This is a genomic window from Aeromonas sp. Y293-4 (genome assembly GCF_027705905.1).
Lineage (GTDB): Bacteria > Pseudomonadota > Gammaproteobacteria > Enterobacterales > Aeromonadaceae > Aeromonas > Aeromonas veronii.
Map to the genome: position 1 here is coordinate 25,971 of NZ_JAPDCI010000002.1, position 25,216 is coordinate 51,186.

General features: G+C 58.7%; 20 protein-coding genes. 9 read left to right on the forward strand and 11 right to left on the reverse strand.

The genetic code is table 11. The features are described from left to right. Positions 1-545: 545 nt before the first annotated feature. Together OKC31_RS02295 and OKC31_RS02300 are read right to left on the reverse strand one after the other, a co-directional pair. Positions 546-3,695, reverse strand: a complete 3,150-nt coding sequence (locus tag OKC31_RS02295; protein WP_270656159.1) for an efflux RND transporter permease subunit — start codon at positions 3,693-3,695, stop codon at positions 546-548. 17 nt (positions 3,696-3,712) lie between these two features. After that, positions 3,713-4,906 (reverse strand): efflux RND transporter periplasmic adaptor subunit, encoded by a 1,194-nt coding sequence (locus OKC31_RS02300; RefSeq protein WP_270656162.1) that lies wholly within the window; start codon positions 4,904-4,906, stop codon positions 3,713-3,715. A 140-nt stretch (positions 4,907-5,046) separates the two neighbouring features. On the opposite strand from OKC31_RS02300, the gene OKC31_RS02305 reads away from it, so the two are divergent. From OKC31_RS02305 to OKC31_RS02330, 6 genes are all read left to right on the forward strand, one after another. After that, positions 5,047-5,685 (forward strand): TetR family transcriptional regulator, encoded by a 639-nt coding sequence (locus OKC31_RS02305; RefSeq protein ID WP_005359187.1) that lies wholly within the window; start codon positions 5,047-5,049, stop codon positions 5,683-5,685. Positions 5,686-5,862: 177 nt separating this feature from the next. After that, complete coding sequence (locus OKC31_RS02310) at positions 5,863-6,342, forward strand: hypothetical protein (protein ID WP_270656164.1); 480 nt, start codon at positions 5,863-5,865, stop codon at positions 6,340-6,342. Positions 6,343-6,534: 192 nt separating this feature from the next. Continuing rightward, entirely contained in the window at positions 6,535-7,716 is a 1,182-nt protein-coding gene (locus OKC31_RS02315; RefSeq protein WP_270656165.1) for a dicarboxylate/amino acid:cation symporter, read from the forward strand. A 225-nt stretch (positions 7,717-7,941) separates the two neighbouring features. Then, positions 7,942-8,256: a DUF134 domain-containing protein gene (locus OKC31_RS02320; protein WP_005338107.1), complete on the forward strand. Its 315-nt coding sequence runs from the start codon at positions 7,942-7,944 to the stop codon at positions 8,254-8,256. Beyond that, the gene (locus tag OKC31_RS02325; RefSeq protein ID WP_270656166.1) at positions 8,253-8,834 is read left to right on the forward strand and encodes a NifB/NifX family molybdenum-iron cluster-binding protein; all 582 of its coding nucleotides are present in this window, start codon (positions 8,253-8,255) and stop codon (positions 8,832-8,834) included. Before OKC31_RS02320 ends, OKC31_RS02325 begins: the two co-directional genes overlap by 4 nt. A 42-nt stretch (positions 8,835-8,876) precedes the next feature. Beyond that, positions 8,877-9,062: a hypothetical protein gene (locus OKC31_RS02330; protein WP_005338109.1), complete on the forward strand. Its 186-nt coding sequence runs from the start codon at positions 8,877-8,879 to the stop codon at positions 9,060-9,062. A gap of 164 nt (positions 9,063-9,226) precedes the next feature. Here OKC31_RS02330 and OKC31_RS02335 read toward each other — a convergent pair whose 3' ends face one another. Beyond that, positions 9,227-10,351: an HD-GYP domain-containing protein gene (locus OKC31_RS02335; RefSeq protein WP_270656167.1), complete on the reverse strand. Its 1,125-nt coding sequence runs from the start codon at positions 10,349-10,351 to the stop codon at positions 9,227-9,229. A gap of 292 nt (positions 10,352-10,643) precedes the next feature. Between OKC31_RS02335 and rimO the strand changes: the two genes are divergently transcribed. Further along, positions 10,644-11,972, forward strand: a complete 1,329-nt coding sequence (rimO, locus tag OKC31_RS02340) for a 30S ribosomal protein S12 methylthiotransferase RimO (RefSeq protein ID WP_257690715.1) — start codon at positions 10,644-10,646, stop codon at positions 11,970-11,972. Between the two features lie 80 nt (positions 11,973-12,052). Here the strand turns inward: rimO and OKC31_RS02345 are convergent, their stop codons facing one another. Beyond that, a complete protein-coding gene (locus OKC31_RS02345; RefSeq protein WP_270656168.1) occupies positions 12,053-12,634 on the reverse strand; it encodes a DUF1349 domain-containing protein in 582 nt (193 codons plus the stop codon). A 225-nt stretch (positions 12,635-12,859) separates the two neighbouring features. Continuing rightward, a complete protein-coding gene (locus OKC31_RS02350) occupies positions 12,860-13,237 on the reverse strand; it encodes a hypothetical protein (RefSeq protein ID WP_181363641.1) in 378 nt (125 codons plus the stop codon). 982 nt (positions 13,238-14,219) lie between these two features. Here OKC31_RS02350 and OKC31_RS02355 point away from each other — a divergent pair. Next, positions 14,220-14,987, forward strand: a complete 768-nt coding sequence (locus tag OKC31_RS02355; protein WP_162895390.1) for an FRG domain-containing protein — start codon at positions 14,220-14,222, stop codon at positions 14,985-14,987. A gap of 339 nt (positions 14,988-15,326) precedes the next feature. Here the strand turns inward: OKC31_RS02355 and thrC are convergent, their stop codons facing one another. The 4 genes from thrC to OKC31_RS02375 form a co-directional block, all read right to left on the reverse strand. Next, positions 15,327-16,616 carry a threonine synthase gene (gene thrC / locus OKC31_RS02360; protein WP_268012183.1) on the reverse strand — a complete coding sequence of 430 codons (1,290 nt, stop codon included), beginning with the start codon at positions 16,614-16,616 and terminating at the stop codon, positions 15,327-15,329. Continuing rightward, positions 16,613-17,623: a homoserine kinase gene (gene thrB / locus OKC31_RS02365; RefSeq protein WP_270656169.1), complete on the reverse strand. Its 1,011-nt coding sequence runs from the start codon at positions 17,621-17,623 to the stop codon at positions 16,613-16,615. The genes thrC and thrB overlap by 4 nt, the downstream gene beginning before the upstream one ends. Before the next feature lie 2 nt (positions 17,624-17,625). Beyond that, a complete protein-coding gene (thrA, locus tag OKC31_RS02370; protein ID WP_270656171.1) occupies positions 17,626-20,085 on the reverse strand; it encodes a bifunctional aspartate kinase/homoserine dehydrogenase I in 2,460 nt (819 codons plus the stop codon). A 263-nt stretch (positions 20,086-20,348) separates the two neighbouring features. Continuing rightward, positions 20,349-21,053, reverse strand: coding sequence for a tRNA/rRNA methyltransferase (locus tag OKC31_RS02375; protein WP_064341568.1), 705 nt, complete (start codon positions 21,051-21,053; stop codon positions 20,349-20,351). Between the two features lie 206 nt (positions 21,054-21,259). Between OKC31_RS02375 and aceK the strand changes: the two genes are divergently transcribed. Continuing rightward, entirely contained in the window at positions 21,260-22,987 is a 1,728-nt protein-coding gene (gene aceK / locus OKC31_RS02380; protein WP_058059117.1) for a bifunctional isocitrate dehydrogenase kinase/phosphatase, read from the forward strand. A 78-nt stretch (positions 22,988-23,065) separates the two neighbouring features. Here the strand turns inward: aceK and tesB are convergent, their stop codons facing one another. After that, positions 23,066-23,932, reverse strand: coding sequence for an acyl-CoA thioesterase II (gene tesB, locus OKC31_RS02385; protein WP_005338122.1), 867 nt, complete (start codon positions 23,930-23,932; stop codon positions 23,066-23,068). A gap of 233 nt (positions 23,933-24,165) precedes the next feature. Beyond that, on the reverse strand, positions 24,166-25,089 hold the full coding sequence (gene rluB / locus OKC31_RS02390; protein ID WP_005347347.1) for a 23S rRNA pseudouridine(2605) synthase RluB: 924 nt from the start codon (positions 25,087-25,089) through the stop codon (positions 24,166-24,168). Between the last annotated feature and the right edge of the window lie 127 nt (positions 25,090-25,216).

The window sequence follows — 25,216 nt, forward strand, 5'->3', positions numbered from 1 at the left end:
GATTGTTGCTCGGGGGAGATACGACGCAGGAACTCAAAGAAGTGCATGGATATTTGCAATCTAATACATATCACCGGATGGGCAGGTGCTCATTACTTGAGCTTAAATCGACAAGAGACATGGCTACCGCACTGAGTTGCAGCCCCCAGTTCGCTGATTTTAACCACATTGCTCAAGCTGTTGGTCATCATGTCCTCCAGCATTTAATTGTATTTTTGGCGGTATGCATCGCTAGACGCTATCACAGCTCTCTCGTGAGATTGCACACCACACAGACCCGATTTAATGCCGGATTCTATCTCGTATTGCCCCCATATGAACAGCAAAAAATACCTCGTTGGGGGTCAATTTGAAGCTGAACACGAGGCTGATCACAACCAGCTTGAACGCCCTGCTACTTATTTCAACAATCGGTAACACGAACCTCTCGGCAAGCCCAGAAAAAACAGGGCAACCCATGGGGTTGCCCTGTTTGATTGTCAGCCGGACCACACCAGGCTGGCGATTTATTGAACTGTGTTCAAATTAACTCAACCTGCATGCCATCAGTCATGTTTTGACTCATGGGCATGGGTCAGGCGCTCTTCTTTGCTGCTGTGTTTGGTGAAGTAGCGCATCACCAGCACGAAGAAGAGCGGCACGAAGAAGATGGCCAGCACTGTGGCGCTGATCATCCCCCCCATCACGCCGGTACCGATGGCGTTACGGCTGCTGGCGCCGGCACCGGAGCTGATCACCAGCGGCAGCACCCCGAGGATAAAGGCGAGCGAGGTCATCAGGATCGGGCGCAGACGCAGGCGCGCCGCCTCCACCACGGCTTCACCCAGCCCCATCCCCTTATCATAGAGCTCTTTGGCAAATTCCACGATCAAAATCGCGTTCTTAGCCGACAGGCCTATGGTGGTCAGCAGGCCAACCTGGAAGTAGACATCGTTCTCCAGCCCGCGCAAGGTGGCTGCCACAATGGCTCCCAACACCCCGAGCGGCACCACCAGCATCACCGAGAACGGAATGCTCCAGCTCTCGTAGAGGGCCGCCAGACAGAGGAACACCACCAGCAAGGAGATGGCGTAGAGCGCTGGCGCCTGTGAACCGGCCTGCCGCTCCTGGAAGGAGAGTCCGGTCCACTCGATACCCACCCCTTCCGGTAGCTGTTTCACCATCTGCTCGATGGCGGCCATCGCATCACCGGTACTCTTGCCGGGCGCTGCTTCACCGACGATCTCCATCGCCGGCACGCCGTTGTAGCGCTCCAGACGGGGCGAACCGAAGCTCCACTCGGTGCTGGCAAAGGCGGAGAAGGGCACCATCTGACCGGCACTGTTGCGCACATACCAGAGTTTCAGATCTTCCGGGTTCATCCGGAAGGGGGCATCCGCCTGCATGTAGACCTTCTTGATCCGGCCACGGTCAACGAAGTCATTAACGTAGGACGAACCCCAGGCTGTGGCCAGGGTGTTGTTGATATCCGCGATGGAGAGCCCCTGCGCCAGCGCCTTCTCGTAGTCGATCTTGATATCGAGCTGGGGGGTGTCTTCCATCCCGTTCGGGCGTACCCGCACCAGAGTGGGATCCTGCGCCGCCATGCCGAGCAGCTGGTTACGCGCCGCCATCAGCTTGTCGTGACCGATACCACCGCGATCCTGCAGGAAGAAGTCAAAACCGGTCGCCGTACCCAGCTCCGGGATCGGAGGCAGGTTAAAGGCGAACACTTGCGCCTCCTTGATGCTGAAGAGATAGCCCATGGCACGACCGATAATGGCATTGGCGCTGCGATCCGGGCTCTTGCGCTCGCTCCAGTCCTTGAGCTTGATAAAGGCCATACCCACGTTCTGGCCACTACCGGCGAAGCTGAAGCCGGATACGGTCAGTACAGAATCGACATTATCCTTCTCGTTTTTCAGGAAGTAGTCGCGCATGTCCGCCAGCACCACCTCGGTGCGCTGCTTGGTGGCCCCCACCGGCAGTTGCACCATGGACATGATGACCCCCTGATCCTCTTCCGGCAGGAAGGAGGTGGGCATCCGCATAAAGAGCACTGCCAGTACCGCCAGCATGGCACCGTAGATCAGGCTGTAGCGCACGCCCTGCTTGATCACCTTGCGCACACCGCTCTGATAGCGGTTGGTACCGGCATCAAAGGCGCGGTTGAACCAGCCAAAGAAGCCGCGCTTGGCACCAAACTCGCCATGTTTCATCGGCTTGAGCAGGGTGGCACAAAGGGCCGGTGTCAGGATCAACGCCACCAGCACCGACAGCACCATGGCCGAGACGATGGTCAGCGAGAACTGGCGATAGATGGCGCCGGTCGAGCCGCCGAAGAAGGCCATCGGCACGAACACGGCTGAGAGCACCAACGCGATCCCCACCAGCGCGCCGGTGATCTGGGTCATCGACTTGCGGGTCGCTTCCAGCGGGGAGAGATCCTCCTCGCTCATCAGACGCTCCACGTTCTCCACCACCACGATGGCGTCATCCACCAGCAGGCCGATGGCCAGCACCATACCGAACATGGTGAGGGTGTTGATGGAGAAGCCGAACGCCGCCATCACCCCGAAGGTACCGAGCAGCACCACAGGCACCGCGATGGTCGGGATCAGGGTGGCGCGGAAGTTCTGCAAGAACAGATACATGACGCAGAACACCAGGAAGATCGCCTCGATCAGGGTCTGCACCACCTCCTCGATGGAGATCTTCACAAACGGCGTAGTGTCGTAGGGGTAGACGATCTCCATGTTGGCCGGGAAGTAATCCGACAGCTCATTGAGCTTGGCACGCACCTTCTCGGCGGTATCCAACGCGTTGGCACCGGTCGCCAGCTTGATGGCAACCGCGGCGGTAGACTGGCCGTTGTAGAGCGCATCAGCGTCATAGCTTTCGCCCGCCAGCTCGACCCGGGCCACATCTTTCAGCCGTACCTTGGAGCCATCCTGATTCACCCGCAGCAGGATGTCGTTGAACTGCTCGACGGTAGAGAGACGGGTCTGTCCCATGATGGTGGCGGTGAACTGCTGATCTTCCACCGACGGAGTACCACCCAGCTTGCCGAACGCCACCTGGGCGTTCTGCGCCTTGATGGCTGCCTGCACATCCCCCGGGGTCATCTGCACCCGGTTGAGCTTGTTGGGATCGAGCCAGACCCGCATGGAGTACTGGCTGCCGAACAAGGTGATATCCCCTACCCCGTCCAGACGACTCAGGGGCTCCTTGATGTTGGAGACCACATAATCCGCCAGGTCGTCGTTGTTCATGCTGCCATCGCTGGAGATAAACGCCGCGACCATCAGGAAGCTGCTGGAAGTCTTCTGGACCCGGATCCCCTGCTGCTGAACTTCTTGCGGCAGCAGCGACATCGCCTGCTGCAGCTTGTTCTGCACCTGCACCTGGGCGATATCGGGATCGGTCCCCGGCTGGAAGGTCAGGGTCACCGACACCCGCCCCGCGGAGTCAGACTGGGAGGACATGTAGAGCAGGTGATCCAGCCCGGTCATGTTCTGTTCGATGATCTGGGTCACCGAGTCCTCCACCGTTTTGGCGGATGCGCCCGGATAGCTGGCGGAAATACCGACAGCAGGCGGCGCAATGCTCGGATACTGGGCGACCGGCAATTTGATGATGGCCAGGCTGCCCGCCAGCATGATCACCAGCGCGATCACCCAGGCAAAAATGGGTCTGTCTATAAAAAATCGAGCCATGAAGCGACTACTCCATCCTACTTGTTGGCCGGGGTGTTGGGCGCAGCTTGAGCAGACGGAGCATCAGCACCCTGCTCGGCGGGATTGACCACGGCGCCCGGTCGTACTTTCTGCAAGCCAGCCACGATCACACGCTCGCCGGAGGTGAGCCCTGACTCCACCACCCAGTTGCTGCCGACGACCCGGCTCAGCTGCACGTTGCGCAGCTCCACCTTGTTGTCAGCGGTTACCACCATCACGGTGGCGCCGCCGTTGGGGGTGCGAGTCACGGCAGTTTGCGGCACCAGCAGCCCTTGCGCCCGCTCACCCTCTTGCAGGGTCGCGCGCATAAACATGCCGGGCAGCAGCAGTTGGTGAGGGTTGGGCACAATCACCCGCAGGGTCACCATGCCGGAGGTCTCATCCACGGTCACATCGGAGAACTGCAACGAGCCCTCTTCGCCGTAAGTGGAGCCATCTTCCAGCTGGAAGGTCACCCTGGCCCCCTTCTGCTCGTCCTGAGTCAGCTTGCCCTCGGCGACCAGTCGCTTGAGGCGCAGCAGATCGGCGGTGGACTGACGCACATCCACATACATGGGATCGAGCTGCTGAATGGCGGTCAGGCTGTCAGCCTGCTGGGCGGTTACCAGTGCCCCCTCGGTCACCGCGGATTTACCGATGCGGCCGCTAATGGGGGCGGTGATGCGGGTGTAACCGAGATTGATCTCGGCAGTGCGCAAAGCTGCCTTGCTCGCCATGATCTCGGCCTTGGCCTGCTTCCAGCTCGCATCGGCGTCGTCATAGTCCTGACGGCTGATGGATTTGACCTTGAGCAGCTCCTGATAGCGCTGCGCCTTGAGGCGGGCACTCTGCTCGTTGGCCTCGGCCTTGGCCAGATTGGCCTTGGCGCTGGCAACCGCCGCCTGATAGACAGCCGGATCGATCTGATAGAGCAGATCGCCCGCCTTCACATCGCTTCCCTCGGTAAAGAGGCGCTTGAGGATGATGCCGCTCACTTGCGGACGCACTTCGGCCACCCGCAACGGGGCGCTGCGACCAGTCAACTCGGTGGTCAACATCAGCGGACCGCTCTGCAGGGTCACCACGTTGACCGCCGCGGGGGGCATGTCGTCCTGTCCCTGAGGTGCGCCCCCCTTGTCACCACAACCTGCCAGCAAGCCTGTAGCCAGCAAGGCAAGACCAACTGAACGAGCAAGAATATGTTTATGCATGAAACACCTGAGCCTTTGCCAGTCAATGAACAATCAGGGCCGCATGGGCCCTGTTGGTAAATAGTCGAAAGATGAGGCAATATACATACATTCATAAATGTATGTAAGTGACTTTTTGCTTGCATGAGGCACAAATTTCGATGGCCAGACGAACCAAAGAAGAGGCGCAGCAAACCCGCTGCCACATCATGAGCACGGCGCTGGATCTGTTCTGCTCTCAGGGCCTGGCCAAGACCAGCCTGACCGACATCGCCAGGGCGGCAGACCTGACCCGCGGGGCCATCTATTGGCACTTCAAGAACAAGGATGAACTCTTCATTTCGCTCTGGCAGGAGCTCTGCAGCCCCCTCGCCCACCAGCTCGATGCCTGCCTCAATCCAGATGAGCCGGATCCGCTGGGGCAACTGCGCCTCTTCTTCGAAGGGGTGCTCCACAGCTTCATTCACAATCCGGCCCAGCGGCAGATGTTCACCATCCTGTTCAATCTCGAATCGCTTGAGGGGGAAGCCATCTCATTGCGCGAGCATATCCGCAGCCAGTCCGCCAACTTCTTTCGGGACCTGGAGACCACCCTGGCCAATGCGGTACGGCGGGGCCAACTGCCCGCCAACCTCAACCTGCAGCGCGCCGCCACCCTGCTCCACTGCACTCTGGATGGCTACATCATCAACTGGCTCCACTTTCCGGGGCGGATAGACCTGCAGGGCGAATCCGCCTTTATGATAGAGAGCATGTTCACCATGCTGGCCCAACCCCACGGGCCTGCCTGTGGCCGCTAGCCGGCTCCGGCAACGTCCTCACATCCAAATCGGGGCCTGACCGCGCGCTTTGGCAGTCAGGCCCCGATTTGTTACCCTGTGCGCCCCCTGCTTGAGGTAACCCCTGTGCCACACTCTGACGCTATCCCCGCTTCCCGGCCCTTGAACGACCAGCACGCCCACGCTCGAGCTGCCTTTGTGGCACGTCTCAAACCCGGTGCTCACCTGCTCAATGGTCAATGCGGTACGGGGGAGGATCTGTGCTGGCTACGTGCAGAAGGGTATGTGGTCACTGCCTGTGAAGCGGTATTGGCCGACGCCAAAGTCGCCTCGCAGCAATCCGGGCAAGCGGTGCGGGTCTGCCCGCTGGCGAAGATGCACTCGGTGCTCCCTTACGATGGCATCTGGCTGAGCCGCCCGCTTGATGGCGACGTGGCCACCCTTGTCCTCCTGTTGCAACAGCTGGCGACCCTGCTCAAAGCGGGCGCTCCGCTCTGCTTCCCCCTGCCCCCAAGCGGCAAGATAAGTCACGATGAGCTACAGCAACTGGTCACCACATCCGGGATAGCGCTGCAACTGGCGCCGATGGAAACCGCCTCGACCAACACGCCATCATGCACAGGTCAACACGCCAGCCAGTACGTCATGTTGCTGCGTGGCGATCATCAGGCCACCTAACGGGCTAATTCATCACGGATTTTCCAGTTCAACGCCAAGCCGACAGCTAGTCGGCGATCTTGGCTTTCGACAATATTTAACTCGGCTTTAACGCAGAAAAGGCAGACATAACACGGCTTACGTGTTAAAAAGTGTGATTAATATCAAATTTTAATAACAAAACAGACAATACAACCAACTCCGGATTTCCTTATGAAACTTGTCCTGAAACTCATTGCTGGCATCCTTGCCGGTCTCTTGCTCGGTCTCTACGCCCCTGAGTGGGTGGCGCGCGTGCTGTTTACGGCCAAGACAGTGATAGGTCAGCTGATCACCTTCACCATTCCGCTCATCATTCTGTTCTTCATCATGAGCGGCATCGCCAGCCTGCCGAAAAACTCCGGCAAGCTGCTGGGCAAAACCGTGGCCCTCTCCTACTGCTCCACCATTCTGGCGGGGCTGTTCGCCTTTACCGTGGCGAGCCACCTGATCCCGCAGTTCACCACCGCCGCCGAGCCCACCACGGCCACGGCTATCAAGCTTGCCTCCTACGTCAATCTGGAGATCCCGCCGCTGTTTGGCGTGATGTCGGCACTGGCCGCCGCCTTCGTGTTCGGCATCGGCATCAGCGCCACCCAGGCCACCGATCTGCGCCGGGTCGCCGATCAGGGTCGTGACATCATCGACCGCCTGCTGGCCAAGGTGATCATCCCGCTGCTGCCGTTCTATATCGCGGGCGTCTTTGTCGAGATGACGGTAGAAGGCACCGTATTCGCTACCCTGAAAACTTTCGGCGTGGTGCTGGTGATGGCGATCCTGATGCACTGGATCTGGCTCTCCGTATTGTTCGTGGGTACCGGTCTGGCCCTTGGCCGCTCACCGGCGCAGCTCATCAAGAACATGCTGCCCGCCTACTTCACCGCGCTGGGGACCATGTCGAGCGCCGCCACCATTCCGGTAGCTCTGCAATCGAGCAAGAACAACGGCGTGAGCGACGGTATCGCCAACTTCACCGTGCCGCTGTGTGCCACCATTCACCTCTGTGGCTCCACCATTACCCTGGTCACCTGTGCCACCGCGGTGATGTTCCTCTCCGAACATCTTGCCATTCCGGGCATCGAGACCATGCTCCCCTTCATCATGATGCTGGGGGTGATCATGATCGCAGCCCCGGGCGCCCCGGGTGGTGGCGTGATGTCGGCGCTGGGTCTGCTCACCTCCATGCTCGGCTTTGGTGAAGCCTCCATCGCCCTGATGATCGCCCTCTATCTGGCGCAGGACAGCTTCGGCACCGCCTGCAACGTCACCGGTGACGGCGTAATTGCCCTGTGGGCGGATCGCTTCGCCAACGGCAGCGAGAGCGAAGCTCCTGTGGCCGAGGCCGAACAGGCGTAAGCTCGCCGGGAAGGCCCGACCATCCTCTGCAAAAACCGCAGGCCCGAACCATGTTCGGGCCTGCGTCGTTTCTGCCACCTTCCCTGCTTTTGTACGTATTCCCCCTCCCCCCTCTTTACCCCCCTCTGCCGTAAACAGCACTGGCACAGCTCTCTACACCCGACAAAATTATTGGCATATGCTACATATGAGCGTATAAATGGCTTATGCCAATTAGGAGCCACCATGCCAAGACCCAAGATTGCCCGCCAGATCTGTGGCCGCCCCGCCAACAGCTGCTTCAAACCCAACGGCCGCCCCATGCATCAGCTGGAACAGGTCACGCTGGCCCCTGACGAGTTCGAGGCACTGCGCCTCGTCGACCTTCAAGGAATGCAGCAGCAGGAGGCCGCCCTGGTGATGGGAGTCTCCCGTCAGACCCTGGCCAATATCCTGAAAAAAGGGCGCTACAAGGTGGTGGAATGTCTGAGTCTGGGCAAGGCATTGATGATGCAACCCGCCGAGCCCGACCACCCAACCAGTGGAGAAGAGCCGACATGAATGCTGTCACAACCATGACCACCACCCTCTGCAACAGCGCCCTGATGCTGAGTCAGGGGTTGCTGGCTGGCCACTTTACCCGTGCCGAGCAGCTGCAAATTCTTAACCCCGAAGGGAACGTCATCGCCACCCTGCCCAATCCGGCCGCCGCCGAAGGCTGCCACGGCAAGCAAGCGCTGCTCGACGCCCTCACCCATCATCAGGTGGGTCAGGTGGTGGTGCGCAATATCGGCGAGCGGATGCTGGGTCGCCTGCTGGCGGTCAATATCCGGGTGCTGCAGTGCCGCTCTGCCCGCCTGCCGCTGCCCGCGCTGCTGGCCCCCGCCAATCTGCAACCTCTCACCGAGGCCAGTCAGGGGCGTCCATCTCGCCGTCATCAGAGCAAATCTGCGATCCGTGCCATCCAGCCCGTCGGCGCAGGCCACAGCCATGCGAATTGTCACGGTGGTTGCAACAGTGGCTCCGATCACTGTTGCGCCAGTAGTGGCAATCAGGCAGAGAGCTCACGACAAGGCCATACTTGTTGCCACGGCAGTGAAGGCGCCAACCAGCAGGGCGGTTGCTGCCATCATCACTGATGCCATCGCTGTGCATGTCATCACCATCAAGGAGAAGAGATCATGTCCATCTGGTTGTTGAGCCTGCTCGCCTCGTTCGTGCTGATCCTGGCCATGGGCACCATCATCTGGTGGCGCCAATACCAGCTTGCCCAGAAGCGGGAAGATAAAGAGGTGCGTCCCTGTGGCTGCTCCAGCGCCTGCGCGGATCACCTCTATCAAATCAGCGAGCCGACGCCCAAAAAGTAACCTGACCGCAGCCGCCATAGCCGCAGAGATAAGGTCGGCAAAATAAGGGCGCGTGGAATCGAGAGGCGCATAAAAGAGAGGGGGCACCTGCTGGTGCCCCCTCTCTATTTATTCCTCGTCATGCTTGAACCGCCTCTTTCCCCCCTTACGCTCATCACGGGCGCTCAACCCGGCTCGGCGCCGCTGGCCGCCACACTCGGAGTGCAGGCCGGATCCTGATACTGCTGATAGATGGCATAAAACTCGGCCTTGTTGTGCAGGGCTGCGGCGACACAGGCGGGATCAAACTGGCTGCCGGCATGCTCCTCCAGATAGGCAAACGCCGTCTCGAACGGCCAGGCCTTCTTGTAGGGGCGCTCGCTGGTCAAAGCATCAAACACATCGGCCACCGTCACGATGCGGGCCGCCAGCGGGATCGCCTCCCCCGCCAGCCCCAGCGGATAGCCGGTCCCGTCAAAGCGCTCGTGATGGCTGGCGATGATATTGGTCAGCATATCGGTGTGGTGAATGCCATCGAGACCAAACTCGTTGATCATCAGGCTGATCATCTCCCGCCCCTTGCCGGGGTGGATCTTCATGATCTCGAACTCTTCCGGAGTCAGCTTGCCCGGCTTGAGCAAAATGGCATCCGGCACCGCGATCTTGCCGATGTCGTGCAGCTCGGAGAAGAGGTAGATAAACTCCACCTCCTCATCGCTCAGCCCGCAAGTCGGGGCCAGCGTCTTGGCAATCAGCCGGGAGTAGGCCGACATCCGGTGCAGATGGTTGGCGGTCTCCTCATCCCGATAGCGGCTAAACTCCCGCGCCGTGGTCAGCGCGCAGCCAAGGGTCTGGATGGAGAAAAACTCCACCGCAATGATGGCCGAAAGCGCCTGGGCATAGGCCGACAGCTCGCTTCGGATCGGCTCCTCGAAGTATCCCGGCTCCATGGCATCGCAAAACAGAAAACCAAACAGCTTGCTGTTAAACAACAGCGGCTCGGTATAGCTGGAGGCATAACCCGCCTCCAGCACCTTGCGGCTGTGCTCCGACGCAGAGCCACGCAGGGTATCGAGATTGCCGAGCACCCGGGGCTGCTTGTGCTCCGCCAGATAACTCAGGGAGGGAACATCGCTCAGCTTCACCTCATACTGCACCAGTGGCGAGGGCCCCTCGGTGCTGTGGGCAAAGGTCTTGAGCTGATCGGTATGGGGATCGTAAATCGCGATGGCCACCCGACTCAGCTTGTCAAAGCGCTGCCTGAGCGTGGCATGTACGCTCTGCATTTTTTCGCCAAATGAACTTTCCATCGCCTTCTCCAACGGGACCCCGTGATGGAAGTATAGTGACTCCCTTTGACGCTCTCCCCGCCACAGCGTCAAAATTGACAGAAAAACCAACAAAGCAGCATCCCCACAACAAGCCCCCACGGCAGAGGCAATAGCCCTACCAAGGGCGCGCTATCAGCGACTGTTGGTGCAGCCCAATCTTGCCTGGTCGGAGATATTGTTCGGTTCTGCCATGCTGGCTGTATAGTTTTTGGTTAACCATTCCGGTAAAATCCGCGCCCTTAAAGAAGAGCCACCTAAGAGTGATTGAGCGATGTCCAACACAAAACAGGCCCCCAAAGTAGGATTCGTCTCCTTGGGTTGCCCCAAAAACCTGGTCGATTCAGAACGCATCCTGACCCAGCTGCGTACCGAAGGGTACGATGTGGTGCCCAGCTATGACGATGCCGAGCTGGTCGTCGTCAACACCTGCGGCTTTATCGACAGCGCGGTGCAAGAGTCGCTGGAAGCGATCGGCGAAGCGCTGGCCGAGAATGGCAAGGTGATCGTCACCGGTTGCCTCGGCGCCAAAGAGAATCAGATCCGCGAGATCCACCCCAAGGTGCTCGAGATCACCGGCCCCCACGCCTATGAAGAGGTGCTGGGTCACGTCCACAAATATGTGGAGAAACCGCAGCACAACCCCTTCACCAGTCTGGTTCCGGCCCATGGCGTCAAGCTGACCCCGCGCCACTACGCCTATCTGAAGATTTCCGAGGGCTGCAACCACCGCTGCACCTTCTGCATCATCCCCTCCATGCGCGGGGATCTGGTGAGCCGCCCCATCGGCGACGTGCTGGCGGAAGCCAAGCGCCTGAAAGAGGCGGGCGTGAAGGAGCTGCTGGTGATCTCCCAGGACACCTCCGCCTACGGCGTCGATGTGAAGCACCGCACCGGTTTCTACGACGGCATGCCGGTCAAGACCAGCATGGTCGCCCTGTGCGAAGAGCTGGCCAAGCTCGATATCTGGGTGCGCCTGCACTACGTCTACCCCTATCCGCACGTGGATGACGTCATCCCGCTGATGCGCGATGGCAAGGTACTGCCCTACCTCGATATTCCGCTGCAACACGCCAGCCCGCGCATCCTCAAACTGATGAAGCGCCCGGGTACGGTCGAGCGCACCCTGGAGCGGATCCAGAAGTGGCGCGAGATCTGCCCGCAGATCACCCTGCGCTCCACCTTTATCGTCGGCTTCCCGGGCGAGACCGAGGAAGATTTCCAGATGCTGCTGGACTTTATCGACAAGGCGGAGCTGGATCGCGTCGGCTGCTTCAAATACAGCCCGGTCGAAGGGGCGCTGGCCAACGAGCTGCCGGATCCGGTACCGGAAGAGATTCAGGAAGAGCGCTTCCAGCGCTTTATGGAGCTGCAACAGCAGGTCTCCATCCGCAAGCTGGCCCGCAAAGTGGGTCAGGAGATGACTGTCATCATCGACGAAGTGGATGAAGAGGGCGCCACTGGCCGCTCCTTTGCCGATGCACCGGAGATCGACGGTCTGGTCTACCTCAACGGCGAAACCGGCCTCAAGCCGGGCGACATGGTCAAGGTACGGATCGACGAATCCGACGAATATGACCTGTGGGCCAGCCTGCTCAGCTAATTGAGGCTCTACCGGCCAAATGAAAAAAGCGCCTGCGGGCGCTTTTTTATTGGCTCAATGTCGCAGGCAAAACCGCTGGCCTAGCTCAAATCATGGAGCGCCTTGCCAAGGGGCGGCGTGAGGTGCAGGTCAGAGAAGCGCACCGCCAGCCCCTGCCGCTCCGGCGTGCAGCACATCACCCCGATAAAGCAGCGCTCGCTTGGCGGGAACGGGGCGAGGCGCAGCAGCGGCCACACCTTGCCATCGGTGGAGTATTGCAAACGCAGGCAGTCCGCCAGCCGGGTCAACCGAAGCCAGAAGCGGCGCGGATTGCCAGTAAAAATACCGGTGGCCCAGTCAGAGCGCGGATTGGTCAGCACGCTGCCGATCATCGGCTGGGCATCGTTGTACTCGATCCCCGCTTTCAGCCAGTGCTCGTCGTCTTGCAGCAGCATCAGCCCCGCCTGATCGTAGAGGGTGGTGAACTCCCCCTCGACGCAGACCTGAAAGGTAAACTCCCCCGCCACCTCGCAACCATAGAGATGGCCGCTGTGGCGCTCGAAGCCATACCAGGTACTGCGCCAAAAATCGGTCTGCTGGTCCGTGACTACCTGCAAACCGTCGTCTGTCTGGTGCCACTCGGCCGGTTCATTGAGCCAGCGCCATTGCGTCCCTTCCATCATCCTGCTTTGCTCCCTTATCCCGCGTAATCCCGCAAAAATGGGGCTCGCCAACGCCTAGTCCGGTCACGACGGGTCATGGCTGCGCCGCTGCGGAACCCATAAAAGGAGTCAATAGTGTCGCTATTGCCGCCCCGATACAAGGTTTGTGCGTTGCGCCATCAGTGCGCCCCAAAAAGCGCAGGGGGCCTGATGGCCCCCCGCAAACACACCGGATGAGAAAATGCCTTACTTGGCGGCGCTATCCTTCACGCACTTCTGGACAAAGCTGTTCTTGGCCGCGCCAGCCAGCTTCTTGTCGGCCGCCGCCTTCTCGCACTTGGCCGCCGGATCCATCGCCGCGCCCGTCTTCACGCACTTCTGGATAAAGCTGTTCTTGGCCGCACCGGCCAGCTTCTTGTCAGCCGCCGCCTTCTCGCACTCGCCGGTCGCGGCGCCAGCGGCATCTTTCACGCACTTGCCGACAAAGCTGGTCTTGGCGGCGCCATTAAGCTTTTTGGCCGCGGCCTGCGCCTCGCACTGCAACTGGGCTGCGTCATTGGCAAAGACCGGGTTGGCCAGCAGCACGCTGCCGCAGAGCAGGCCGAACAGGATGGTACGCTTCATGGGAGATCTCCTCTCTATCTGGTGATGTGTTTGCATGGTCATATTCGCATGACGATGTGTTGCAAATGGCTGTTATTGCAACAGCTGATTGTTGCCCCAGATCCCCCGCCTCGCCAGCTTGGGCCACAGAGTAGAGGGCAACCATCGCCCGCACTATAGCGCCGATTGGTTGAGCGGGATTGTCCCCAGCCAGCCCTTCCTCAACGGCAAGCCCGCCCCTACTTTCCCGCCACACCCACCAACCCCAATAAAATCAAGGGCCATGGGAATCCAGTGCCCGACCTCTGCCATTTTTTGAGTCAGCGCAAAAAAGACGATTTTTCTGATAGTTACGTCAATTTATGACTAGTGCGACCAGATTCGATTGGCTTATCATAGCCATCCGGTGCCTATTCATCCGCGATGGGCCTAAGCCCTCGCTGGTTAATAGAGCATTTTGGAAGCTGTAATCCACGGGCGGTAGCGTGGGCCAGGGGTTAAACACTCCTTGCTCCGCGCCAACCGACTGGATAAAGCGTAATGGCCAAAGACTACTAATAATAATTAGCGTAGATATCACTCTGAAGTACATAAATATATAGGTAGAAATATGCCTACACATGAAGTAAGTCTAAATATTCATACAAAGGTTGTGTCACACAAAGATGTTGAGATTGAGGTGAAATCAGATAATCAAAAACTGGGAACATTACTAATTAGCAAAGGAAATATTGAGTGGCTACCATCCAACAATCACGTTAACAAATATAGGTTATCCTGGGAGAAATTTGCTAAATTAATGGAGCTAGAAGGAAATAACGTTAGGATGTAATAAAGAATATTCAAACTCTATTTCCATAGGAAACATAGACTAATTTATCGCTCTACTATGATGTAGAAGTGTCACACCTATGCTGTTTTTACTCAACTATATGCTTGATAACACAATAGTTATGAAATTCATTTAAACCTGCCACTTCATTCTCAACAATTTGAGGTTTTTGTGAAAGAAGAACAATTAAGAGACTGGGAACATTTTAAAGAGTACATAGCATCAAATTATGCTAGCGAGGTCGGATACGTTTTTCGTGGACAAAGAGATAGCAGTTGGAAAATAGAAAGCACGTTAACTAGACTTAGTAAACGTATATCGCAAGACATCACAGCTGCTCATTTGGAAATCAAGCAACTAGAATTATTTAAATTCAAGATAAGAGGACTTAGAGGAAAAAACCCACCAAGTCTGCAACCAAATGAAATGTGGTCACTTGGTCAACATTATGGTCTTTGCACTCCTTTAATTGATTGGTCTGAATCTGCTTTCATTGCTGCATACTTTGCTTTTGAACAGTCAGAGGAAAGCTCAACCGGATTTAGAAGTATTTATGCTTTGAATAGGTATGGATTAGAATGTGATGAAAAATTTAAATCTTTAACTGAAATGGAGTTTTTTGAACCAATTCAAGATGATAATGAGCGTGTCGTATCTCAGGCTGGCTTGTTCACAAAACTACCTACAGGTGAGGATTTAATTGGCTGGCTTAAGAGGAACAACTTAAGTAGCTACATTACAAAGATAAATGTCGAAGATGAATATCGATTAGAGGCAATAAATGATTTGCGAACTATGAATATATTAGGTTCAACAGTATATCCAGACCTCCATGGCGCAGCAGTAACATGTAATATGTGGTTCGAAACTTTTTCAGAAAACCATGAATTAAAAAAATCAGTAAAAAAATTAATGGAAATGCTAGATAAACAACCATAGAAATAGCCTTACTTAAATTTACATACGAGACCTGTGCAGTTTTAGTTTGTACTGTGCTCATTGTGAATTATCCAGTTACTACTCGGCAGGCTTATGATCCCTCGCCCACCAACCAATGCTCCTTTTCACCCTCTACCCCGACCACAAACTCGGAATTGTGGGAGACCAGTAGTAAAGTGCCTAGGTAGTCGGCCAAAGCAGCTGAAGCGAGGAATAATATAAATTGTTATCTGACTTCATCACGCATATCATCGAACTTGAACGACCACCTCCTATGCAAATAAAAATCCCCCGTTATCGGGGGATTTTTATTTCTATCGATTATCTCAGCTAAGCGGCTTAGCCCACCAAAAACGCCCTTAACCGGGCAAACTCCGCTGGCAAATTAACGGAGAGCAGCGGCAGCTCGGCGTGCTTGGCGAGCGGGCCGGGCAGCGGCACATCCAGATGCAGGATCTCGTCCACCGACTCCTTGAACTTGGCGGGATGGGCGGTGCAAAGGAAAACCCCTACCTCATCCTCGGCCAGCTGTTCCCCCAGCAGATCCCAGGCAATGGCGCCGTGGGGCTCGCAGAGGTAATCCAGCTGGTGCAGCCGTTTCAGGGCAGCGCGAGTCTGGGCGTCGTCACGCATACCGGAGCCCAGAGTCTCCAGCGCCCAGCCTTTGCGACGGCAGAGCTCTTCTACCCGCGGCCAGTTGTTGGGGCGGCTCACATCCATGGCGTTTGACAGGGTTGCCACTGTCTGGTGCGGTTCCCACTGACCGGTTTTCAGGTAGCGCGGCACGGTATCGTTGGCGTTGGTGGCGGCGATAAAGCGCTTCACCGGCAGCCCCAGCGCCTTGGCGATCAGGCCCGCAGTGAGGTTGCCGAAGTTTCCGGACGGCACGCTGATGACCGCCTTGGCGCGATCGGCTTTCGGCAGCTGGGCCACCGCCTCGAAGTAGTAGCAAACCTGCGCCAGCAGGCGGCTGATATTGATGGAGTTGGCAGAGTTGAGGCCAATGGCCTTTTTCAGCGCTTCGTCGTCAAAGGCCTGTTTTACCAGCGCCTGACAGGCATCGAAGTCGCCATCGATGGCGATGGTGCGAATATTGCCGCCGAGGGTGCAGAAGAGCTTCTCCTGCAGCGGGCTTATCTTGCCCTTGGGATAGAGGATCACCACCTCGATCCCCTCCAGCCCGTAGAAGGCGTGGGCCACGGCGGCACCGGTGTCGCCGGAGGTGGCGGTGAGGATAGTAATCTTGTCATTCTTTTCGGCAGACACGGTTCTAAAGGCCGCAAGGCACTGGGCCATAAAGCGGCCGCCGAAATCCTTGAACGCCAGGGTCGGGCCGTGGAACAGCTCGAGGGCATAAGTGCCATCCTTGAGTTTCACCAGCGGCGCCGGGAAGGTGAAGGCGGCGTTGATCAGCTCGCTCACTTTCGCTGCAGGCACTTCGTCCCCCAGCAGGTGGCTCAGGATGCGGGCAGAGCGTTCGGCCAGCGGCAGATCCAGCAGGGCATCCACATCGGCCAGCGGTTCGAGTTGTTCGGGGAAGAAGAGCCCCTGTTCGCGACCCAAACCCTGACGCACCGCCTGCGCGAAGCTCACTTGTTCGCTGTTGTCCTTGATGTTGTAGAGATTCATAGCTCGCTTCCTGTTACCCGTGCCCCGGCCATGTCCAGTTTGCAGACCCGGGCAAATCCATCTTCGTTCTGCACGAAATGTGCTTCCATCCAATCCTTCATCCGCTCGGCCTGCGCCAGATCCTTCATCACCACAAACACGGTGGGGCCGGAGCCGGAGATGCCGGTAGCCAGCGCCCCGTTCTGGGCCGCCTGCGCCCGCACCTCGGCAAAGCCTTCGATCAGCGCCGCGCGGTAGGGTTCGGCAATCACGTCTTTCAATACGCTGGCGGCCAATCCCTCCTGCCCGGTGTAGCTGGCGTGGACAAAGGCAGCCAGGCGGCGACCGTAGGTGAGGCAATCCTGACGGCGATATTGGGCCGGCAGAATGGCGCGGGCGGCAGCGGTGGAGACCACGGTACCCGGGTAGCAGACCACCCAGTACCACTGATCAAACACCGGAATACCCTGGCTGATAACGCCGTGCTCTTCCAGCACCAGCTGCATGCCGCCGAGATAACAGGGGGCCACGTTGTCGTAGTGAACGGAGCCGGAGATCTTGCCTTCCATCTCCCCCATCAGCAGCAGCATGTCGTGTTCATTGAGCGGCTCGCCGTGGAAGGCGTTGAGCCCTTCAAGGGCCGCCACCACGCTGCAGGCGCTGGAACCCAGACCCGAGCCCACCGGCAGGTTCTTCTCCAGCACCATTTCGAGGGGCTGGAGTTTAAGGCCGCGCTTCTCCAGCGCCTCGCCATAAGCGACCCAGCAGTCATGGAGGATATTCTTTTTCGGATCGTCCGGCAGCTTGTGGGCGTAGCGGCCCACGGATGAGAGGGCGAACGGCACGTCAGCGGCTTTTACCTGCACCCGATCGCCGAGCAGAGAGCCATCAACGGGGGCAAGCGCCGCCCCCAGAACATCGAATCCCACGCTCAGGTTGGCGCTGGAGGCGGGCGCATAGGCGACCACACTTCTGTCATTACCCATGGCGCCTTCAGTCATATAAGAGGGGTACATGTCTGAACTCATGCTTATAGCTCCTGCTTCCAGTTCTGGGTGCGCAGCACGTCGGCAAAGACGCCCGCCGCGGTCACTTCGGTACCGGCGCCATAGCCGCGCAGCACCAGCGGGATCGGCTGGTAGTAGGTGGAGAAGAAGGCGAGCGCGTTCTCCCCGTCTTTGACCTTGAACAGCGGCTCGTCACCACCGACCGCCTTGATGGCGACCTTGCACTTGCCACCCTCGATGGAACCCACATAGCGCAACACCTTGCCTTCACGCTGGGCCGCGGCGAACTGGTCGCGGAACCAGCCGTCAGCCTCCGGCAGGCGGGCCATAAAGGCTTCCACGTCGCCGCTCACATCAAATCCGGGCGGCAGCGCCTGCTCTACCTCAACATCGGAGAGCTCCAGCGCCATACCAGCCTCGCGAGCCAGAATGAGCAGCTTGCGCGCTACATCCATGCCGTTGAGATCGTCGCGGGGATCCGGCTCGGTAAAGCCGTTGCTGCGAGCGATTTGAGTCGCCTCGGAGAACGCCATCCCCTCGTCCAGCTTGCCGAAGATAAAGGAGAGGGAACCGGAGAGGATGCCGTCGAAGGCACGCAGCTTGTCACCGGCCTTGATAAGGTTTTGCAGGTTCTCGATAACCGGCAGACCGGCGCCGACATTGGTCTCGTACAGGAACTTGCGGCGAGTCTGTCGGGCAGTGCGGCGCAGCGCCTTGTAGTAATCGAGCGAGCCGGTGTTGGCCTTCTTGTTCGGGGTAACCACATGGAAACCGGCGGCGAGGAAGTCGGCATACTGAACGGCTACTGCCTCGGATGAGGTGCAGTCGACGATCACCGGGTTGATGATATGGCTATCTTCCACCAGCTTTTTCACCCCTTCCAGCGAGAAGCTGTCGCGGGCTTCCGCCAGCTGTTCACGCCAGTTGGCGAGGTTCAGGCCATCCTTGTTGACCGCCATCTGGCGGCTGTTGGCAATGCCGACCACCCGCAGGCCAGTACCCTGCTCGGCCAGTACCGGTTGCTGGCGGGCGATCTGATCAACCAGTGCCGCACCAACGCCGCCAACCCCGACCACAAACAGATCGATAAACTGCTGGCTACCAAAGAAGTTCTGGTGACACGCCTTGATGGCTTCCGCCACCTTGCGATCCCGCACCACCGCCGAAATGGAGCGCTCACTGGAGCCCTGCGCGATGGCGACGATATTGATGGAGGCTTGCGCCAGCGAGGTGAAGAAGCGGGCTGCCATCCCCTTGCTGGTGCGCATGCCGTCACCGATGAGGGAGATGATCGCCAGATCGTTCATGATCTCGAGCGGGTCGAGCAGCTGGTTTTTGAATTCCAGCTCGAACTCGCGCTCCAGCACCTTGCGAGTCTTATCCTGGTCGTAGCTGTGGATACAGAAGCTGACGCTGTACTCGGAGGATGACTGGGTGATCAGCACGATACTGACCCCGGCGCGGGAGACGGCGGAGAAGATGCGACCGGCCATGCCGACCATCCCCTTCATGCCGGGGCCGGAGACGTTGAACATGCACATGCCGGAGAGATCCGAGATGGCCTTCACTTTCAGGTCATCGTCGCCGCTCTCGGGGCCGATCAGGGTGCCCGGCCCCTGCGGGTTGAAGCTGTTCTTGATAAGGCAGGGAATATGGAACTGGGCCACCGGCGCGATGGTTTTCGGGTGCAGCACCTTGGCACCGAAGTAGGAGAGCTCCATCGCCTCCTTGTAGGAGAGAGTTTTCAGCAGGTAGGCATCCGGCACCAGACGGGGGTCGCAGCTGTAGCAACCCTCGACGTCAGTCCAGATCTCGCAGCACTCGGCATCGACGCAGGCGGCCAATACGGCTGCGGAGTAGTCGGAGCCGTTACGACCCAGCAGCACGGTCTCGCCCTTGTCGCTGCCGCCGGTAAAGCCCGGCATCAGGTAAAGACAGTCGCTACGCAGCCCCTTGGCGGCAAAGCGCAGGCGGGAGGCTTCGATATCGACGTGCGCTTCCAGATAGCCGCCGTCGGTGACCAGCAGCTCTTCCGGTACGATCAGCTCCAGATCCAGACCGCGCACCCGCAGCAGCTCGTACATAAAGGCGATGGAGAGGTTCTCGCCACGGCTCAGAATGCGCGCCTGCACGTTGTCCGGGCAGAGCCCCAGCAGACGGATGCCCTGCATCAGCCGCTCAACCTGATCCAGCTCGGCGGTGAGGCGGGCCAGCAGCGCCTTGTCATCGAGCGCCGGATAGGCCACCTTCAACCCGGCCAGCAGGCGGGAGAAGATGCCGTTGACTTCAAACAGGGTAGAACTGGCATCCATGCCGCGACTGGTCTGCTCCACCAGCGCCACCAGATGATTGGTCACCTTGGCAGGTGCAGAGAGCACCAGGGCTACCTGAGATTGGCCGTGGGTGTTGACCGCGATATCGGCCACCCGTAAAAAACGTTCTGCATCGGCCAGTGAAGACCCACCAAATTTCAACACTCTCATCGCTATCTCTCCCTGTAAATCTATGAAATTCAATCTAAAAACCAATCCAACAAAAAGGCCCGTACTGGGTGGGTACGGGCCTTTTTTGATTTCTGTGCTTGTTCGTCAGCGCATCAACCGGCCCCAGTGCCACCTGTGGTGGTACCGGTAATAATGGTGGTGGTGATGACGTTGGTGAATAACTGCATGACGAACACTCGTGAACGAAGCTGGCTTTTAGCAATACCGCGGCGGGCGATGGGCTGTCAACTTAAACCTCTTCGCTACTCACGCCCAAATCGGCGCGCAAGGTCTTTGCAGAGCAGGTGGAGCATGTTCAAATCCCGCTGCGGCAGCATGGGTACCCGGTCCATCACCCATTGATGCAGTTTTTCATCCTGCGAAACTCCGAGTTCCCCCAGCAATTCTGCTGTTTTGCTTTTAAGCACTCGAACCTGCCCGGCATTATCAAAATTTTCTGCTACCGCAGCGGCGCCGTCGGCGTTCAGCTCATCCATCAGCTGACTCATCTCGTAGGCGTAGAGCATGATCGCCTGCCCCAGATTGAGGGAGGGGTAGCTCACCTTGAGGGGCAGATAGCTGATGAGATCGACCTCGGCCAGCTGCTCGTTGGAGAGCCCCGACTCCTCACAGCCAAAGACGATGGCCACCTTGTTGAGTGAAGGCTTGCTGCGGATCTGCTCGCGGATCTCTCCCGGCGTGAGGTAGTGCTGGTAACGGCCGCGCTCACGGGCGGTGGTGGCGATCACCAGATCCATGTCGGCCAGCGCCTCGGGCAAGGTATCGAACGCCTCGGCCTGAGTCAGGATCTCCTGAGCGCCGTGGGCCACCCAGCTCGCCTCCTCCTCTTCGTGTACCCGGCTCGCCACCAGTCGCATGGCATCGAATCCCATGGTTTTCATGGCGCGGGCAGCTGCCCCCACGTTCGCAGGTCGGGCAGGTGCCACCAGGACAAAATAGAGCTTCATCGGGTTTCCTCACAGGCCAGAGGGCCTCTTAAACAGACGGCAAACAGTCGCTAAACCATCACCAAAACAGGGGCGCAATCTACCGTTTATCCCCGAAAATTGCCACTTGAACAGACGTTTGAATGTTGCGATAGTGGCCAGACGTGTGAACAAATTACACCCAATCCTTCGCGCTATCGGCCCGACAGATCACAAGGAAGAGAGAGATGCAGCAGCCATTGGAACAGGCCGTCGCCGAGACTATCTTGCAACGCTTCGAGTCGTTTTACAGCCGGTTTCTCGAGATAACCCAGGGCAGCAAGAGCCGCTTCGAGAACAGTGACTGGCTGGGGGTACAGCTCGCCGGGCGCGAGCGTATTCGCCTCTATGACCACCATGTGGGGGCCACCGCCAGCTCCATCCGCCAGATGATGGGGGAGCACCACGCCACCCAGGAGCTGCTCAAGCGGGTCAAAAGCGCCTTCAGCGATCTGCTGCCCCGTTGTGACAACTTCGAGGTGGCGGAGTCCTTCTTCAACTCCGTCTATCGCCGGATCTTTCGCCATCGCAATATCCGCGACGAGAACCTCTATATCCACCCCTTTGTCAGCCGTGGCGAAAAACCGGACCTGAGCGCCCTGCTGCGGATCTATCGCACCGATCTGGCCCACCTGCCGCAGACCTTGAGCCAGCTTTTGGGGGATTACAGCTTCACCCTCCCCTACGAGGACAAGCAGCGGGATATTGTCGACATCCACCGCCATCTTGCGGAGAACGGCCCACAAATACTCCATGATGAGCCCTTTGCCATCGAGCTGCTCAAAGAGGTGTTCTACCGCAACAAGGGGGCCTATCTGGTGGGGCTGATCCGGGCCCGGGATCAGGTCTTCCCCTTTATCCTGCCCCTGCTCAGCACCGGCCACAGCATCTATGTGGATACCGTCATCTTCGAGCCGGATCTCGCCTCCATCGTCTTTGGCTTCGCCCGTGCCTACTTTATGGTTTATGCCCGCGAACCTGCACTGTTTGTCGCCTTCCTGCGCCAGATCATGCCCCACAAGCCCGATTACGAGATCTACAACGCCATCGGCTGCCAAAAACATGGCAAGACCGAGCTCTATCGCCACTACCGCCACCATCTGGCCCAGAGTCGGGATCAGTTCATCATCGCCCCCGGCATCAAGGGGATGGTGATGAGCGTGTTCACCCTCCCCTCCTACGATGTGGTGTTCAAGGTGATAAAAGACGAGTTCACCCCGCCCAAGGATGTGAGCCACGAGCAGGTAAAGGCGAAATACCGGCTGGTTAAACAGCACGATCGGGTTGGCCGCATGGCCGATACCCAGGAGTTCACCAACTTCGAGTTTCCGCTGGACCGCATCTCGCCCGAACTCCTTGCCGAGCTCAAGACGGTGGCACCGTCGGCGCTCACCATCAGCGACGACAAGCTGGTGATCAAGCACCTCTACACCGAGCGCAAGATGATCCCCCTCAACCTCTATCTGGACAAGGCGGACGAGCAGCAGACCCGGCTCGCGCTAGAGGAGTACGGCAACGCCATCAAGCAGCTGGCGGCGGCCAACATCTTCCCGGGGGACATGCTGTTCAAGAACTTCGGCGTCACCCGCCACGGCCGTGTGGTCTTCTACGACTACGACGAGATCTGCTACATGACGGAGTGCAACTTCCGCCAGATCCCGCCGCCCCGCTACCCCGAGGATGAGTGGAGCGCCGAGCCCTGGTATTCGGTAGCCCCCAACGACATCTTCCCCGAGGAGTTCGCCACCTTCCTGCTGCAAAAGCCGCAGGTGCGGGAGATCATGTTGCAACTACACAAGGAGATGTTCGACGCCAACTACTGGAAGATGCTGCAGAGCAACATCAAGGTGGGGGTGTTCGAGGATGTTTATCCCTACCGGCGCAAGAAGCGCTTCAAGTACCAGCGCGGCGGCTGATCCCGCTGGCCCAGCGCGAATGGCAGCAACGAAAACGGGGTGGCCAGTGCCACCCCGTTTTGCTATCCGCTTTGCGCCTTAACTGCCGCGACGGCGGATCACCCCCTCCTGCATGGTGCTCGCCACCAGCACTCCATCGCGGGTGAAGAACTGACCGCGCACCAGACCACGACCGCTGCTGGCGCTCGGGCTGTCTACCACGTAGAGCAGCCAGTCGTCGAAGCGGAAATCCCGGTGGAACCACATGGAGTGGTCGATGGTGGCCACCTGCATATCCGGCTCCCAGTAGGACACCCCGTGCGGCTGCAGCGAGGTGAGCAGGAAGTTGAAGTCGGAGGCGTAGGCCAGCAGGTATTTGTGCACCCGCAGATCGTCCGGCATCTGGCCGTTGGCCTTGAACCAGACGTGGCGTACCGGATCCTGCACCGTCGGGCGAATAGGGTCGACCAGGGTCACCGGGCGCATCTCGATGGGCTGCTCGCAGAGGATCTTGTCGCGCAGAGAGGCCGGGATCAGATTCTCATAGGGGCGCACCAGCTCCAGCTCGCTCTTGAGCTCCTCCGGCGGGGTGATGCCGGTGGGCATCTGCGCCTGATGCTCGAAACCATCTGCCGGCACCTGAAACGAGGCGTTGAGATAGAAGATGGGCTTGCCGCCCTGAATCGCCTTGACCCGGCGGGTGGAGACGGTCTGGCCGTCACGGATATTCTCCACGTCATAGACGATGGGACGGGTCACATCCCCCGGACGCAGGAAGTAGGAGTGAAAACTGTGAACCTGACGGCCGGTCTCGACCGTCTGCTTGGCGGCTGACAAGGCCTGCCCCATTACCTGTCCGCCAAACACGGCCCGCAGACCGAGATCCTGGCTCTGGCCCCGAAACAGGCCCTCCTCGATTTTTTCCAGCGCCAACAACGCCAGCAGCTCATCAAGTACCTTGCTCATCGTTCACTCCTCTATCAGAGCCGCACAGGCTAACAAGCTCACCGGAGCAGAGCAACCTCGGCCACGTCTTAGCGGGCAAGCTGACGACAGAAATGCCCCCTCAATTTCTCACCAGCCACCCTTTTACCAGCCAAGGGGCGCTGATACAAAAAAGCCCGCACCAGTTGGTGCGGGCCTTTGCTTGGCCGACTGTGCGCTATTTGACGGCGCGCAGTTCGCAACAGGCTATCGGCTTACTTGCTGCCGGTCCCTGAGTTGCGGGTAGAGGCTTGCGGCTTGCGACGGGCGGTGGTGGCGCGAGCGCGCGGCTCTTTGCCCTGCATCTCTTTGTGACGCTGCACGGCGCGACGGATCTGGGCGGCCTGCTTGTGACGGCTGGTTTTGCCATCCTGCTGCAGATCGACTTTGGATTCGGTCTCCGGCGGCAGGTTGACCAGACCGCGCAGGTAGTTCACTTCCGGCAGTTTCAGCTCTTGCCAGCCGCCGCGCGGGATACCGCGGTCCAGCTTGACGTCGCCGTAGCGGATCCGCATCAGGCGGCTCACCTGCACTTCCTGGGATTCCCACAGGCGGCGCACTTCACGGTTGCGACCTTCAGTCAGGGTGACGTTGAACCACTGGTTCAGACCCTCACCGCCAGCCGGTTTGATCTTGTTGAACTTGGCGGTGCCATCTTCCAGCTGCACGCCCTTGCGCAGACGCTGCAGCATGGCTTCGGTGATCTCGCCAAAGACACGGACCGCGTATTCCCGCTCCACTTCGTGGCTCGGGTGCATCAGACGGTTGGCCAGCTCACCGTCGGTGGTGAACAGCAACAGACCGGAGGTGTTGACGTCGAGGCGCCCGACCGCAATCCAGCGGGCACCTTCCATCTTGGGCAGGCGATCAAACACGGTGGGACGACCTTCCGGATCGTGACGGGTACACATCTCCCCTTCCGGCTTGTGATAAGCCAGTACGCGGCAGATCACTTCCTCTGCGGCACGGGTCTTGACCTGGTGACCATCCACCCGGATCACGGCGTTCACTTCGACGCGATCCCCCAGTGTGGCGACCTTGCCATCCACACTGACCCGACCTGCGGTGATCAGGGCCTCCATCTCACGACGGGAGCCGTGACCCGCGCGGGCCAACACTTTTTGCAGTTTTTCACTCATCGGGGTTACCTGATTGTTGATCGCTGCCCACTGGTGAAAGGGGCAACGGGGTTAACTGTAACAAACGCCGTTTGGAGCACTCGCCACAGTTGAAAAATGTATATCTCGGTGACATCGGCACGCTTGG

Bases quoted from the DNA above. Each gene is read 5' to 3' on its own strand.
- OKC31_RS02315 (WP_270656165.1), top strand. From the start codon at position 6,535: ATGAAACTTGTCCTGAAACTCATTGCTGGCATCCTTGCCGGTCTCTTG.
- OKC31_RS02345 (WP_270656168.1), bottom strand. From the start codon at position 12,634: ATGATGGAAGGGACGCAATGGCGCTGGCTCAATGAACCGGCCGAGTGG.
- OKC31_RS02320 (WP_005338107.1), top strand. From the start codon at position 7,942: ATGCCAAGACCCAAGATTGCCCGCCAGATCTGTGGCCGCCCCGCCAAC.
- aceK (WP_058059117.1), top strand. From the start codon at position 21,260: ATGCAGCAGCCATTGGAACAGGCCGTCGCCGAGACTATCTTGCAACGC.
- rimO (WP_257690715.1), top strand. From the start codon at position 10,644: ATGTCCAACACAAAACAGGCCCCCAAAGTAGGATTCGTCTCCTTGGGT.
- OKC31_RS02305 (WP_005359187.1), top strand. From the start codon at position 5,047: ATGGCCAGACGAACCAAAGAAGAGGCGCAGCAAACCCGCTGCCACATC.
- thrC (WP_268012183.1), bottom strand. From the start codon at position 16,616: ATGAATCTCTACAACATCAAGGACAACAGCGAACAAGTGAGCTTCGCG.
- OKC31_RS02375 (WP_064341568.1), bottom strand. From the start codon at position 21,053: ATGAAGCTCTATTTTGTCCTGGTGGCACCTGCCCGACCTGCGAACGTG.
- OKC31_RS02330 (WP_005338109.1), top strand. From the start codon at position 8,877: ATGTCCATCTGGTTGTTGAGCCTGCTCGCCTCGTTCGTGCTGATCCTG.
- thrB (WP_270656169.1), bottom strand. From the start codon at position 17,623: ATGAGTTCAGACATGTACCCCTCTTATATGACTGAAGGCGCCATGGGT.
- OKC31_RS02350 (WP_181363641.1), bottom strand. From the start codon at position 13,237: ATGAAGCGTACCATCCTGTTCGGCCTGCTCTGCGGCAGCGTGCTGCTG.
- rluB (WP_005347347.1), bottom strand. From the start codon at position 25,089: ATGAGTGAAAAACTGCAAAAAGTGTTGGCCCGCGCGGGTCACGGCTCC.
- OKC31_RS02295 (WP_270656159.1), bottom strand. From the start codon at position 3,695: ATGGCTCGATTTTTTATAGACAGACCCATTTTTGCCTGGGTGATCGCG.
- thrA (WP_270656171.1), bottom strand. From the start codon at position 20,085: ATGAGAGTGTTGAAATTTGGTGGGTCTTCACTGGCCGATGCAGAACGT.
- OKC31_RS02300 (WP_270656162.1), bottom strand. From the start codon at position 4,906: ATGCATAAACATATTCTTGCTCGTTCAGTTGGTCTTGCCTTGCTGGCT.
- tesB (WP_005338122.1), bottom strand. From the start codon at position 23,932: ATGAGCAAGGTACTTGATGAGCTGCTGGCGTTGTTGGCGCTGGAAAAA.
- OKC31_RS02335 (WP_270656167.1), bottom strand. From the start codon at position 10,351: ATGGAAAGTTCATTTGGCGAAAAAATGCAGAGCGTACATGCCACGCTC.
- OKC31_RS02325 (WP_270656166.1), top strand. From the start codon at position 8,253: ATGAATGCTGTCACAACCATGACCACCACCCTCTGCAACAGCGCCCTG.